Below are 13,391 nucleotides of genomic sequence, written 5' to 3' on the forward strand. Positions count from 1 at the left end.
CCGGCGCGGCGAGCACGCCCCCGCGCCCGGCCGCACGGCGTCCCGAACGGCCGGTGCGGCTCAGCCCGGCACGGCCGTACGGCGTCAGCCCAGCGTCGCCGTGGCCAGCCGCGCCCCGAAGCCGATGAACAGCGCGCCCACCCCCGAGGTGAGCCCGGCCGACAGCCGGTGGCGCGCCCGGAACTGGGAGGCCAGGAAGCTCCCGGCGAAGATCAGCGTCGACAGGTACAGCACGCTGAACAGCTGGCAGATCGCCCCCAGGATCAGGAACGACAGCGCCGGCCTGCCGTAGGAGGGATCCACGAACTGGATGAAGAAGGAGATGAAGAACAGGATCGCCTTCGGGTTCATCAGACTGATCGTCAGCGCCTTGCGGAACGGGTCCCTGGCGGGCCGGCCCGCCTCCGCCGCCGGGGGCCCGGCGGCGTCCGCGGCCCCGGCGGTCCCGTGGCTCCGCCACGAGCGCCACGCCCCGCGCAGCATCTGCACGCCGATCCACGCCAGGTAAGCGCCCCCGGCGTACTTGACGACGTCGAACAGCATCGGCTCGGCCCGCAGCGCCGACGCGGCCCCGGCCGCAGCCAGGACCATCAGGACGGTGTCACCGAGGAACACCCCCACGGCCCCGCGATAGCCCCGGCGCACCCCCTGCTGCGCCGCGACGCTGAGCACGTAGAGGGAGTTCGGGCCGGGCAGCAGGACGATGAAGAAGGCACCGATGACGTAGGTCCAGATGTCGGTGATGCCGAAGAACATGGGGCACTCCAGGGGGCGAAACAAGACGAACCTACGGTACTCCCCCCGAACAATCCCCAATCGCCTTACTTGATCACCCGGACGGGATCGATGGAACTCTGGGCGACATTCCATGTGCGGAGGGTAAGAATGGATGGGAATATTGCTCCATAGGTATGGCTAGCCACGTCAACGACTCCCTCCTGAAGGAGAGGGCTTCCAGGTGCGGTGATGCGTCTTGAAGCCCCGCGTTGACCAGCCTGAGTCGATCACTTGGAAGGAGGTGCATTCGATTGACGACGTTTCACGTAGGCCAGCAGACCCACCAGTCCGTGCTTCCTCAGCGGGCTGCTCTGGAATCCGCGTCAGCAGACACGCCCGAGGGTGGGCACGAAACGGGACGCGGACACCGCCTCAGCGCGGTAACCGGCGTGGAACACGGGCGAGGGGAGATCGGCGGCCTCGGCACCCGGGGCCGGCGGCGTCACCCTGACCCGGCTTCCGCCGGGAAGGGGCTGGGCGGTAACGCCTGCGTGTTCGTGCTCGACCGGAGAGGGCGGCCTTTGCAGCCGTGCTCGCCGCGCCGGGCGAAAGAACTCCTCCGCAAGGGCCGGGCGGCCGTGGTCCGGCACACCCCGTTCGTCATCCGGTTGCGCGATCGCGCCGCCGCTGATTCCACGGTCAAGGGCGTCGAGGCCGGCATCGACCCCGGTTCCAGACACACTGGCATCGCCGTGTTCACCGGTCACGGCGGAAGCCGGACCGGCGTGTACGCGCTCCAGCTCGACCATCGTGGCGGGGCGATCCGTGACAAGCTCACCACTCGAGCCGCGCTACGGCGGCGACGTCGTAGCGCGAACCTGCGTTATCGCGCGCCCCGGTTCGACAACCGCGTCAAACCGAAGGGATGGCTGGCCCCGTCCTTACGGCACCGCGTCGACACCACCATGTCGTGGGTGGCGCGCCTGAGGCGTTGGGCGCCTGTCACCGTCGTCCACGTGGAGCGGGTCTCCTTCGACACGCACGCCATGTCGGCCGGGCGGCCACTCCAAGGCGCGGAGTACCGTCAGGGCACGCTCGCCGGGTACGAGGTCCGCGAATACCTCCTGGCCACGTGGGGCCGGGCGTGCGCCTACTGCGGCGCGACGAGCGTGCCGCTGAACATCGACCACATCCACCCGCGCGCCCGGGGCGGCTCGGACCGGATCACCAACCTCACCCTGGCATGCGTGCCGTGCAACCAGGCCAAGAACGCCACCCCCGCACAGGAGTTCCTCAAGGCCAAGCCCGCTCTCCTGGCGAAGATCCTCAGGCAGGCGAAGCTTCCGCTGCGTGATGCCGCCGCCGTCAACGCCACCCGATGGGCGCTATGGCGGGCACTGGAGGCGACCGGCCTGCCGGTCACGACGGCCTCCGGCGGGCGCACGAAGTGGAACCGGTCGCGAACCGGCGCGCCGAAGTCCCACACCCTGGACGCCTTGCACGTCGGATGCCTGGAGACCGTGACCGGCTGGCCGTCGACGGTCCTGGTGGTGAAGGCGACCGGGCGTGGCACGTACTGCCGGACGCGTACCGACCGCTACGGCTTTCCCCGGTTGCGGCTGCCCCGGACCAAGACGGTGCGGGGCTTTCAGACGGGCGACCTGGTCCGGGCGAACGTCCCGACGGGCAAGAAGGCCGGGGTCCACACCGGCCGCGTCGCGGTCCGCTCCACCGGCAGTTTCAACATCACCACCCGGCACGGCACCATGCAGGGCATCGACCACCGCCACGTTCGACTGCTCCAGCGGGCGGACGGCTACGGCTACACCACCCACCCGGAAACGCGGCACGATGCCACGTTTCCTCCCCCACCTGAAGGCGGGGGTCTCCACACTGGAGGCATTTGATGGAGACGACCGTCGACATCGCGGACGGGTTGCTCCAGGAGGCCCGGCAGCTCGCCAGGTCCGAGGGAACGACTCTGCGGGCCCTTATCGAGGAGGGACTCCGGTCCGTCCTGGCGCCTCAGGCACGAGGGGTGAGGTACGCGCTGCCCGACGCGTCCGTGGGCGGTCAGGGAGTGCAACCCTCTAGGCGAGGCGCCTCCTGGGAGGACATCCGGGCACTGGCCTACGAGGACCGCCTGTGATCGCCGTCGACACCAACATTCTGGTGTACGCGCATCGCAGGGACAGCGAGTTCCTCCTCAAGGACTGACGGGGGCGAACGGGGCCGAGGTGTGAATGGGCTCAGTCGTCGGCCAGGGGCTGGACGCGGTGGGCCACCACGGTGGAGAGGGTGATCACCGTGCTGCTGCGCCGTACGCCGGGGATGGCGAGCATCCGGTCGATGACCCGCTGGATGTGCTCGTGGTCGCGGCCGGCGATCCGGCACCAGACGTCGCCGGGGCCGGTGACGATGTGCGCCTCCATGACCTCGGGGATCGCCTCCAGGGCGGAGGAGATGCCGGGCCGGGAGACCTGCTCGACCTCCAGCGTGGTGAACGCCTGAACCGGGTAGCCGAGGGCGCGGGGGGAGAGGTTGGGCCCGAAGTCGACGATCACTCCGTCGGCGACCATCCGGTCCAGCCGGGCCTGGACCGTTCCCCGGGCGACCCCGAGGATGCGGGAGATCTCCAGCAGGCCGGTGCGCGGGCGCTCCCTGACCAGGCGGAGCACCCTGCGGTCGAGTTCGTCCAGGCCGTTCCGGCCGGCCCTTCTGGCTGCCAATCTGCTCACCTCCGCGGACCCCGCGGCGACGGAGACTGACGATCTGGCAGCGTTCCGGGCGGGGTATTGCCCTATTTTTCACCGCCATTCAGACTACGCGCGCACATATGACGAATAAGGAGGCATCGTGCCGCGCGAGCACAGCTACCCGTTCATCCCCTACCGGCCCGCCCGCTACCCCGAGGACGAGATGCTGGCCCGGGGCCGGGAGTTCTACGAGCACATGGACCGGCGGCGGAGCGTGCGGTTCTTCAGCGACGAACCGGTGCCCCGCGAGTGCGTCGAACTGGCGATCCGGACCGCGAACACCGCCCCCTCCGGGGCCCACCAGCAGCCGTGGAAGTTCATCCTGGTCGGCGACGCCGGGACCAGGCGGCGGATCAGGGAGGCGGCCGAGGTCGAGGAGCGCAGGAACTACGAGGAGGGGCGGCTGACCCCGGAGTGGCGCGCCGCCCTGGCCCCCCTGGAGACCGGCCCCGGGAAGGACTACCTGGAGACCGTGCCCTGGCTGGTGGTCTGCTTCGCGGAGAAGTACGGCGTGCGTCCCGACGGCACGCGGGTCAGGCACTACTACGTCAACGAGAGCGTCGGCATCGCGTGCGGCCTCTTCATCGCGGCCCTGCACTCGATGGGGCTGTCCACCCTCACCCACACCCCCAACCCGATGGCGTTCCTGAGCGACATCTGCGGGCGGCCGGCCAACGAGCGGCCCTACATCCTCTTCCCCGTGGGCTACGCCGCCCGGGACGCGGAGGTCCCCGATCTGACCCGCAAGCCGCTGCCGGAGGTCATGGCCTGAGGGTTCGCTCCCCGTCTCGTTTCGGTCTTGTTTTGGGTCTTGTGAAGGAGGGTTGTCAAAGCTACGATCGCCACAACTCTTAGGAAACTTTCCTAAAAGATGAGTCGAACGGGACGCCGATGACCCGTTCGCCGACCCGGAACCCCTTCTGAGCAGCGTGGACGCCGCCGACCCCCGGCGGCGGCGTCCACGCCCCGCATCACCCGGAGCGGTACCGCGCCATCGCCGCTCCGAGTGGACACCCGCGTGGCGCGCCGGCGGCCCGTCCGTCTTGACCACGCCCTTGACCACGCCGGAGAACCCGGGCCGGCCGGAAAAGCCACCCGCCCCGCCCCGCGGCCCCGCCGCCGGCGGGACGCGACACCCCCCGACAGAAGGAACAGCGAATGAGACTTCGCCGAACAGCAGCCGCGGCTCTGGCCGCACTCCTGACCGCGCTCGGCGCGGCCGCGACCGCGGCGCCCGCCGGGGCGGAGGCGTCCCCCACGGCCGTCTTCACCAAGGTCTCCGACTGGGGCACCGGCTTCGAGGGCAAGTACACGATCACCAACGGCGGCGCCACCACGATCAACGGCTGGTCGGTGGCCTTCGACCTGCCCTCCGGCGCGTCCGTCGGCTCCTCCTGGGACGCCGCCATGACCCGCAGTGGACAGCGCTTCACCTTCACCAACGTCGGCTGGAACGGCACCCTGGCCCCCGGCGCGTCCGCGAGCTTCGGCTTCAACGGCAGCCCTGGCGGCGTCACCCCGTCCAACTGCACGCTCAACGGCAACCCCTGCGGCGGAGGCACCGGCAACCCCGGCGCCCCGGGCGCACCCGGGGCCGTGACCACGACCTCGACCAACACGTCGATCACCCTGTCCTGGGGCGCCTCCAGCGGCACGGTCACCGGCTACCGCGTCTACGAGGGCTCGGCGCTCAAGACCACCGTCACGGGCACCACCGCCACCGTCTCCGGCCTCGGCACCTGCGAGTCGCACACCTACACGGTCAAGGCGTACAACAACGCCGGCGAGTCGGCCGGAAGCGGCGCCACCGCCACCACCACCGGCTGCACCACCCCGCCGCCCGGCGGCAAGATGCCCGGCGCCCCCTACCTCTACATGGGCTGGGGCAACCCGCCCAGCCCGGCCACGGTCATGGGCGCCACCGGCGTCAAGTCCTTCACCATGGCCTTCATCCTGGCCCAGAACGGCTGCAACCCCGCCTGGGACGGCCAGCGTCCGCTGACCGGCGGCGCCGACCAGTCCGCCATCAACCAGATCAAGGCCGCCGGCGGCAGCGTGCAGATCTCCTTCGGCGGCTGGCAGGGCAACAAGCTCGGCCCCAACTGCTCGACCCCCCAGGCGTTCGCCGGAGCCGTGCAGAAGGTCATCGACGCCGTCGGGCCCGCGGTGGTCGACTTCGACATCGAGAACACCGACGAGTTCGAGAACTACACCGTCCAGGACCGCATCCTCAACGGCCTGAAGATCGTCAAGTCGGCCAACCCCGGCGTCAAGGTGGTCGTGACCTTCGGCACCTCCACCACCGGCCCGACCGCCCCCGGCATCCGTCTGATCAACCAGGCCAAGGCGCTGGGCGTGCCGATCGACAACTACACGATCATGCCGTTCGACTTCGGCGGCGGCGCGAACATGTACCAGAGCACGGTCAACGCCGCCGAGGGCCTGAAGAACGCGCTGAAGTCCGCCAACGGCTGGACCGACGCCCAGGCATACGCGCACATGGGCATCTCCGGCATGAACGGCCTGTCCGACCAGCAGGAGCAGACCTCCCCGGCGCAGTGGACCCAGATCCGCGACTGGGCGAACTCCAAGGGCCTGACCCGCCTCGCGTTCTGGTCGGTCAACCGCGACCGCCCCTGCCCCGGCGGCGGCGTCCAGGAGAGCTGCAGCGGGATCGCCCAGGCCGACTGGGAGTTCACCCGGATCACCGCGGGATTCTGACCCTCGCCCGCCCGGCTCGCCCGGCTGCCGGGAGGCCGTACGGCCCGCCCACCGGTGAACCGTACGGCCGCCCGCAGGGGGGCCGGCCCGCCGTCCCGGTCCGCCGTCCGGGTCCTCTCCACGGCGAGCCGGCCCCCTTCACGGCGCGGCCCCGTCCCACGAGGCGCGGGGCCGCGCCCCGGAAGACCCCAGCCCACCCCACCACCACCCTTGCGGGGCAAGAGATGAACCTCAGGAAACTCGCGGCGGCCGCCGTACTGGCCCTGGGCGCGGCGACGCTCGCCGCGCCGCCCGCGCACGCCGCCGCCCTCATGACCAACCCCGGGTTCGAGAACGGACTGACCGGCTGGACCTGCTCCGCCTCCTCGGCCGCGACGACGGTGTCGTCCCCCGTGCACGGCGGCGCCGCGGCGCTACAGGCCACCGCCCAGGGAACCGACATCGCCCGCTGCGGCCAGAAGGTCGCCGTCAAGCCGTCCTCGTCGTACTCGCTGTCGGCCTGGGTGCGCGGCGGCTACGTCTTCCTGGGCGCGACCGGCACCGGTACCACCGACCCCAGCACATGGACGTCCTCGCCGTCGTCCTACGCGCGGCTGACCACGTCGTTCACCACCGGCCCGTCCACCACCTCGGTGACCGTGTACGTCAACTCCTGGTACGGCCAGGGCGCCTACCAGGCCGACGACCTCGTCCTCGACGGGCCGCCCGGCGACGGCGTCCCGGGCGACACCGTCCCGCCCACCGTCCCGGCGAACCTCACCGTGGGCGGCGCCACCGCCACCTCGCTGGCCCTCTCCTGGTCGGCCTCCACCGACGACTCCGGCACCGTGGCCCGCTACGAGGTCTCCCGCGACGGCGGCGCACCGGTCGCCGCGGGCTCCGCCACCTCCTACACGGCCACCGGCCTCACGCCCCGCACCGCCTACTCCTTCCGGGTCCGGGCCTGCGACCCCTCGGGCAACTGCTCGGCCTACGGCCCCCAGACGAGTGGGACGACCACCGGCGACACCACCCCGCCGCCCGTCGGGGAGATCCGCTACGCCCCCTACATCGACATCACCATGCCCACGCCCTCGCTGGCGGGCGCCGCCGCCGCGACCGGGGTGAAGAACTACACCCTCGCCTTCGCCCTCGGCGACAGCACCGGCTGCAACCCGGCCTGGGGCGGCACCATCCCGATCGACGACCCGCGGATCATCGGCGACGTCCGGGCGCTCCAGGCGCAGGGCGGGCAGGTGATCGTGGCCACCGGCGGCGCCCAGGGACCGTACCTGGAGCACAACTGCGCCTCCTCCGCCGCGCTGCTCACCGCGTACAAGAAGGTGCTCGACGCGGTCGGGACGAACCACCTCGACGTCGACGTCGAGGCGTCGATCGACGCCGCCAAGGTCAACACCGCGCTCAAGCAGCTCCAGGCCGAACGCGGCACCGTGGTGAGCTACACCCTCCGGGTTCAGGGCCAGGACTACGGCGTGGACCCGTTCTCGCTGTCGATCCTGCGGGACGCGGCCTCCAGGGGCCTCGACGTGATCGTCAACCCGATGCTGATGAACTTCGGCTACACCGGCAACTGGGGTGACGCGATGATCGCCGCGGCCGAGGCGACGCTCGCGCAGATGAGGACGGTCTGGCCGGCGAAGACCGACGCCCAGCTCAAGAGGATGCTCGGCCTGACCCCGATGATCGGCAAGAACGACACCGGCATGACCACCACGCAGGCGGACGCCCGCAAGCTGCTCTCCTGGGCCAACGCCAACCACGCCGGGTTCGTCGGCTTCTGGTCCGCCGGCCGCGACAACGGCGGCTGCCCCAACGGGCAGGTATCGCCCACCTGCAGCGGAGTCGCCCAGTCGCCCTGGGAGTTCACCGGCATCTTCAAGGGGTTCACCGGCTGACGGCCGGGGCCCCGTCCAGGACGGGGCCCGACCCCCGAAAGCCCCTCGCCGCCGGGAGAGACGGACTCCCGGCGGCGAGGTCATGCCAGGAACCGGCCCGCCACCTCTTCTTCGGTGGCTGAAAGTGACGATTCGGCTTCTTTCCGTGAAGAAACCTGGGAGAGTGAACTCGTTTCGCGGCCCGAGTGGTCGCTTTCCCTCGGCTTCCGGCACTCTGGTAGACGTCATGGACTACGCAATCCAAACGGGGCTCCTCCTCGCCGCAGGTGTCGTGCTCGCACTCGTCGCCCAGTGGCGGCACTGGCGTCCGTCGCTGGCCGTGGCGCTCGCGGCCGGAATCGTGTTCCGTCTGCTGATCATGGTCGCCGCGGCGAAGAGCGAGTGGCAGCCGGTCGACTTCGTGAACAGCTTCAAACCGGCGGGCGAGGCGGTCCTGAACCGTCAGGACCCCGTCCTTGGCAGCAACGGCGGCTGGCACTTCCTGCCGACCATCCCGTACGTGTACGGCCTGCTGCTCTGGCTGGGCATCCCGTGGGAGATCGCCGGGCGGCTCGTCACCGTGGTGGCCGACATCGCGCTGATCCCGCTCGTCGGCAGGCTCGCCGGGGGACGCGACGCCTCGCTGCGCGCCTTCCAGTACGCCTGCAACCCGCTGGCCCTCCTCGTCGCGTGCATCCACGGCCAGGTCGAGCCGGTCGCGCTGGCCTTCGGCGTCGCCGCGTTCGTGGTGGCCCGCGGCCCGGGACCGGCCGAGCGCCCCGGTCTCGTCAACGACCCCATCGCCATGACCCGGCGGAGCGTCTCCGCCCTCGGGTTCCGCGGCGCCGTACGGCAGGCACTGGCGGCGGCGCCGGAGACGCTGCGCCTGGCGCTGCGTCCGGGCCCCGGCGACCGGGCCGGCCTGCGCCGCGCCCTGTTCGCCGGCCTGCTGATGGGCCTGGCCCTGTGCGCCAAGAGCTGGCCCATCTGGCTGATCCCCGGCATGCTCCTGTTCCTGCCGACCGTCCGCGCCCGCATCGTCGCCTTCGTGGCCACCGGCATCGCACCGGTGTTCTTCATCGTCACCCTGCCGATCTTCGCCGGGACCTCCCTGAGTCAGATCCCCGAGGTCATCAAGGTGATGAAGACCATCCGTCCCATCGTCGGAGAGTGGAGCTACAGCGCCCTCCTGGTCGGCGGCGACTGGACGCTCCACCAGGGGATCGCCACGTTCGGCACGTGGCTGATCTACTTCACGCTCGTGGTGGTCGCCATCCTGTGGCGCCGCGCCGACCCGGTGGACGTCACCACGGCCCTGCTGCTCGCCTTCATGGTCGCCACCCCCCGCCTCGGCGCGCAGTACCTGCTGTGGTTCATGCCGTTCCTGGTCGCCCGCCCCACCCGCTTCGCGTGGCCCGCCATCCTCGGCGTCTCCGTCTGGGCGGCGTACGGCTACCTCTACATGACGCAGTACCGCGGTCTGGCGTGGGGTGAGCTGCACTCGGTCTGGGCGCAGTGCTCCATCGTGCTCCTGCCGGTCCTCATCGCGGCCATGCCCTGGAACCGCCGCGTCTCCGCGGCGCGGGCCCCCGCGCCGAGTACGGCCCCGCAGAAGACCGCCCCGGCGGCCGTCTGAGCTATCCGGCCCCGCCCGCCCCGATCACCCGGGCGGGCGGGATTCTCCGGAAGGGCGGAGGATAGGCTCCGGTGGGCATGAGAGAAGATCTGGAGATCCTGCGCTACACCGCCTTCACGCACGACCCCGAAGGGGGCAACCCCGCCGGGATCGTCCTGGACGCCGGTGGCCTCTCCGACGCCGAGATGCTCGCCATCGCCGCCGAGGTCGGATACTCCGAGACCGCCTTCGTGACCGGCCGCGACGACGAGAGCCGCACCTTCCGGGTCCGCTACTTCGCCCCCTCCACCGAGGTGGCCTTCTGCGGGCACGCCACCATCGCCACCGCGGTGGCACTGGCCGAACGGCTCGGCGCCGGCCCGCTGGTCTTCCACACCCCGGCCGGTGAGATCGCCATGGACACCGGGATCGACGACGGCGTGCTCCGCGCCACGCTCACCAGCGTCCCCACCCGCTCCCGGCCCGCCGGGGAGGAGGAGCTCGACGCAACCCTCGACGCGCTCGGCTGGTCCCACGACGACCTCGACCCGGCCTTCCCGCCGCACGTCGCCTTCGGGGGGAACGACCACCTCGTGCTCGCCGCCGCGACCCGCGAGCGTCTGGCGGACCTCGACTACGACTTCGACGCGCTGCGGTCGATCATGACCGCCCACGGCTGGACGACGGTGCACCTCTTCTGGCGCGAGAGCGACCTGCGGTTCCACGCCCGCGACCCCTTCCCGGTGGGCGGGGTCGTTGAGGACGCCGCGACGGGGGCCGCGGCGGCCGCGTTCGGTGGCTACCTCCGCGTGCTGGGCACCGGGTCCGACGAGTTCACCGTCCTCCAGGGGGTGGACATGGGACGGCCGAGCGTCCTGAAGGTGTCGATCGCCTCCCCGGACGGCCGCAGCCGGGTGAGCGGGGGAGCCGTGGAACTGCCCACGCCGTCCCCGGCCTGACGCCTGACGCCTGACGCCTGGCGTGGCTTCGGCCCGGCGCCCGCCCCGGTCCGACGTCCGGTCCGACGTCCGGTCCGACGTCCGGTCCGACGTCCGGGGCGGCCCCGGGCCGAGGCCCGCCCCGGTTCTCATCGGGCCCGGGATCTCCGTGCCACCGGACCCCGGCCCCCGGTCCTAAGCCCGGGTCCTACGCCCGCGGCCCCTGCCGCGGGCGTCATGCCCCGTGATCGAATCAGGCCATGGAGGAATACCTGACACGAATCGGCGCGCCCCGGCCCGCGAGCCCGGACCCCGAGTCGCTACGCGAACTGCAGGCCCGCCACCTGCTGACCGTTCCGTTCGAGAACCTGAGCGTCCACCTCGGCGAACCCGTCGTGCTCGACGATCGCGCACTGGTGGAGAAGGTGGTGGACAGGCACAGGGGAGGTTTCTGCTACGAGGTCAACGGAGCCTTCGCCGCGCTGCTCCGCTCGCTGGGCTACCGGGTGTCCTTCCTCTCGGCCAGGGTCGCCGCGGACGGCGTGCCAAGGGCGCCGTTCGACCACATGGCCCTGCGTGTCGAGAGCGGCTCGGCGTCGTGGCTCGTCGACGTCGGCTTCGGCCGGCTCTCTCGGTATCCGTTCCGTCTCGACCTGCGTACCGAGCAGCCCGACCCGGAGGGGGTCTTCCGCGTGGCCGAGACCGGCGAAGGCGATCTCGACATCCTGCAGGACGACGTGCTCCAGTACCGCGTGGAACCGAGGCCGTACGCCCTGTCCGACTTCGAGATGGCCTGCTGGTGGCACCAGACCTCCCCGAAGTCGCACTTCACCCGCTCGACGGTCTGCACGATCCTCACCGAGACGGGCCGTGTCACGCTGAGCGGCGGCCGGACGCTCATCCACACGGTGGGGGGCGTCCGGGAGGAACGGGAACTGCTCACCGACACCGAGGTGCTCGCCGCCTACCGGAAACACTTCGGCATCGAGCTGAGCACGCTTCCCCCGGCGGGCCCGCGGCCGGACGGCGGGAGCCGTACGACGACCGAACCCGCCTCGCCCTGACCGATGACGCGGCGGCCTGGACGGGACCGCCCTCACCGGTCCACGGCGCCGCGGACCGGCGTCCACGGTGCTCACGGCGCCGTTTCCCACGAGGTCCTACGGCGTGGCGGGCCGGTCCTCGCCGGGATCGTGCCCGGAGACCAGCGCCGCCGCCCACTCACCGTCGGGGTCGCTGTCGATCAGCAACGCCCGGACCAGCAGGCTGAGCGGGATGGCCAGCAGCGCACCCAGCGGACCGAGTACGAACGCCCACAGCAGCAGTGACAGGAGCGTCATGGTCGTGGACAGGCCGACGGCGTCGCCGAGGAACTTGGGCTGGATCAGCGACTGCACGACGAAGTTGATCAGGATGTAGGAGAGGACCACGAAAAGCAGGGTCTTGGGCCCGCCCACGAGAAGGCCGAGCAGCGCCGGCGGTATCAGGCCGATGACGAACCCGATGTTGGGGATGTAGTTCGTGATCAGAGCCAGCACGCCCCACAGCAGCGGGAGCGGCACGCCGAGCAGCCACAGTGCGGTCGCGTCCAGCGCCGAGCAGACCAGCCCGAACATCGTCGAGACGACGAGGTAGCGGCGTGTCTTGTGGGCGAAGTCGGTGAGTGCGCCGATGAGCAGGGGACGCCGCGCGGCTCCCTTCCGGAGCAGCCGGGAGAAGGCCGGGGCGTCGAGGCACATGGCCAGCAGCAGAACGACGATGAGGACCAGCCCGGAGAAGACGCTGAGAAGGCCGGCGGCGAACCCCTGGAGCAGCTGGAAGATCTTCCCGGGGTCGAGCGTCCGTATCGCCTGGTTCATCTGATCGGTGCCGATGCCGAGCCGCGCCGCCAGCTGCTGGGCATCCACCACGAGCTGGTCGAACTGGCCGCTGTAGGTGGAGGCCAGAGTGGCCAGCTGCGCGACCGAGAGAGTCAGGATCGCCACCATGCCGAACAGCAGGAGCAGCACGATGGCCAGTGGAACCGCCACCAGCGTCCATCCGGGTGCGCCGCGCCTCTGGAGCATGCCGCGGACCGGGGCGACCGCGAGGACGAGGACCAGGGCGAGGAGCACCGGTCCGACGATCGACCCGACCTCTCGTACCCCGGCCAGTGTGATCACGGCGCTCGCGGCGCAGACCAGCACGATGAGTGCTCTGGGGAGGAGCCTTCCGTCCGTCATACCGCCACCACTACCCGCAGGGAAGGAAGGTTTCCTCTGGGGGAGGGGTTGATTTGACGGAAGGGGCGACCCTACATAGAGTTCACAGGCCCGAGAACGCCGGTGGAGATCACCGGGAGCTCGGGACCTCCTCTGATGATCCACCTCTCGGTGGGACCTTTGTGTCCTGGCGAGATTCGGTTTGACCAAGACCGAATGTTGGAGTAAGTTAGAGGGGTTGCCCTGGAGACGGGGTGGTCGAGATCCAGGTGGATCCGGCGGGTGCGGGTCGGCTGAAGCGAAAGCGACAGTTTGACACAAACCAGGCGGAACTGCTAAGATTGAGATGCGAAACGAATGCCCCGGAGGGCGGATCGATGATCCGGGCCGACGGTGAACGCGTCCGTTTCTTGAGAACTCAACAGTGTGCTAAAAGCCAGTGCATGATGCACAACCCCGTCCCACCCATCGCTTGGTGGGAGGACGGATTCCTTTGGTTGATGCAGCCGCCCTGTTGCAGGGGTGGATGCTTTCAGCCGGGAGAGACTGTTCAGACATTGTTTGGAGAG

11 protein-coding genes are annotated in these 13,391 nt (G+C 70.5%); 8 read left to right on the plus strand and 3 right to left on the minus strand.

Annotated features, from left to right (window positions below; all coding sequences use genetic code 11):
- Window positions 1-84 precede the first annotated feature (84 nt).
- Window positions 85-756 (minus strand): leucine efflux protein LeuE, encoded by a 672-nt coding sequence (leuE, locus tag ACFYSC_RS23200; RefSeq protein WP_389965155.1) that lies wholly within the window; start codon window positions 754-756, stop codon window positions 85-87.
- 518 nt (window positions 757-1,274) lie between these two features.
- Here leuE and iscB point away from each other — a divergent pair.
- Window positions 1,275-2,624: an RNA-guided endonuclease IscB gene (gene iscB, locus ACFYSC_RS23205; protein ID WP_389965215.1), complete on the plus strand. Its 1,350-nt coding sequence runs from the start codon at window positions 1,275-1,277 to the stop codon at window positions 2,622-2,624.
- A complete protein-coding gene (locus ACFYSC_RS23210; protein WP_389965218.1) occupies window positions 2,624-2,866 on the plus strand; it encodes a type II toxin-antitoxin system VapB family antitoxin in 243 nt (80 codons plus the stop codon). Before iscB ends, ACFYSC_RS23210 begins: the two co-directional genes overlap by 1 nt.
- Before the next feature lie 100 nt (window positions 2,867-2,966).
- Here the strand turns inward: ACFYSC_RS23210 and ACFYSC_RS23215 are convergent, their stop codons facing one another.
- Complete coding sequence (locus tag ACFYSC_RS23215; RefSeq protein WP_389965158.1) at window positions 2,967-3,446, minus strand: Lrp/AsnC family transcriptional regulator; 480 nt, start codon at window positions 3,444-3,446, stop codon at window positions 2,967-2,969.
- Between the two features lie 127 nt (window positions 3,447-3,573).
- Here ACFYSC_RS23215 and ACFYSC_RS23220 point away from each other — a divergent pair, with 127 nt between their 5' ends.
- From ACFYSC_RS23220 to ACFYSC_RS23245, 6 genes are all read left to right on the plus strand, one after another.
- Window positions 3,574-4,245, plus strand: coding sequence for a nitroreductase family protein (locus ACFYSC_RS23220; protein ID WP_389965161.1), 672 nt, complete (start codon window positions 3,574-3,576; stop codon window positions 4,243-4,245).
- A 386-nt stretch (window positions 4,246-4,631) separates the two neighbouring features.
- Window positions 4,632-6,194, plus strand: coding sequence for a cellulose binding domain-containing protein (locus tag ACFYSC_RS23225; RefSeq protein WP_389965164.1), 1,563 nt, complete (start codon window positions 4,632-4,634; stop codon window positions 6,192-6,194).
- A gap of 224 nt (window positions 6,195-6,418) precedes the next feature.
- Window positions 6,419-8,089: a carbohydrate binding domain-containing protein gene (locus tag ACFYSC_RS23230; protein ID WP_389965167.1), complete on the plus strand. Its 1,671-nt coding sequence runs from the start codon at window positions 6,419-6,421 to the stop codon at window positions 8,087-8,089.
- A 226-nt stretch (window positions 8,090-8,315) separates the two neighbouring features.
- Complete coding sequence (locus tag ACFYSC_RS23235; RefSeq protein WP_389965170.1) at window positions 8,316-9,704, plus strand: hypothetical protein; 1,389 nt, start codon at window positions 8,316-8,318, stop codon at window positions 9,702-9,704.
- Between the two features lie 77 nt (window positions 9,705-9,781).
- Window positions 9,782-10,642 (plus strand): PhzF family phenazine biosynthesis protein, encoded by an 861-nt coding sequence (locus ACFYSC_RS23240; protein WP_389965173.1) that lies wholly within the window; start codon window positions 9,782-9,784, stop codon window positions 10,640-10,642.
- Between the two features lie 239 nt (window positions 10,643-10,881).
- Window positions 10,882-11,685 carry an arylamine N-acetyltransferase gene (locus tag ACFYSC_RS23245; protein ID WP_389965176.1) on the plus strand — a complete coding sequence of 268 codons (804 nt, stop codon included), beginning with the start codon at window positions 10,882-10,884 and terminating at the stop codon, window positions 11,683-11,685.
- 96 nt (window positions 11,686-11,781) lie between these two features.
- Here the strand turns inward: ACFYSC_RS23245 and ACFYSC_RS23250 are convergent, their stop codons facing one another.
- Entirely contained in the window at window positions 11,782-12,843 is a 1,062-nt protein-coding gene (locus tag ACFYSC_RS23250; RefSeq protein WP_362945298.1) for an AI-2E family transporter, read from the minus strand.
- Between the last annotated feature and the right edge of the window lie 548 nt (window positions 12,844-13,391).

Origin of the sequence: Streptosporangium sp. NPDC004379, assembly GCF_042873875.1 — a bacterium.
Lineage (GTDB): Bacteria > Actinomycetota > Actinomycetes > Streptosporangiales > Streptosporangiaceae > Streptosporangium.

What these genes read in the sequence shown, in the direction of transcription:
- leuE (WP_389965155.1), bottom strand. Translation starts at nt 756, where the DNA reads ATGTTCTTCGGCATCACCGACATCTGGACCTACGTCATCGGTGCCTTC.
- ACFYSC_RS23210 (WP_389965218.1), top strand. Translation starts at nt 2,624, where the DNA reads ATGGAGACGACCGTCGACATCGCGGACGGGTTGCTCCAGGAGGCCCGG.
- ACFYSC_RS23225 (WP_389965164.1), top strand. Translation starts at nt 4,632, where the DNA reads ATGAGACTTCGCCGAACAGCAGCCGCGGCTCTGGCCGCACTCCTGACC.
- ACFYSC_RS23230 (WP_389965167.1), top strand. Translation starts at nt 6,419, where the DNA reads ATGAACCTCAGGAAACTCGCGGCGGCCGCCGTACTGGCCCTGGGCGCG.
- ACFYSC_RS23235 (WP_389965170.1), top strand. Translation starts at nt 8,316, where the DNA reads ATGGACTACGCAATCCAAACGGGGCTCCTCCTCGCCGCAGGTGTCGTG.
- ACFYSC_RS23240 (WP_389965173.1), top strand. Translation starts at nt 9,782, where the DNA reads ATGAGAGAAGATCTGGAGATCCTGCGCTACACCGCCTTCACGCACGAC.
- ACFYSC_RS23245 (WP_389965176.1), top strand. Translation starts at nt 10,882, where the DNA reads ATGGAGGAATACCTGACACGAATCGGCGCGCCCCGGCCCGCGAGCCCG.
- ACFYSC_RS23250 (WP_362945298.1), bottom strand. Translation starts at nt 12,843, where the DNA reads ATGACGGACGGAAGGCTCCTCCCCAGAGCACTCATCGTGCTGGTCTGC.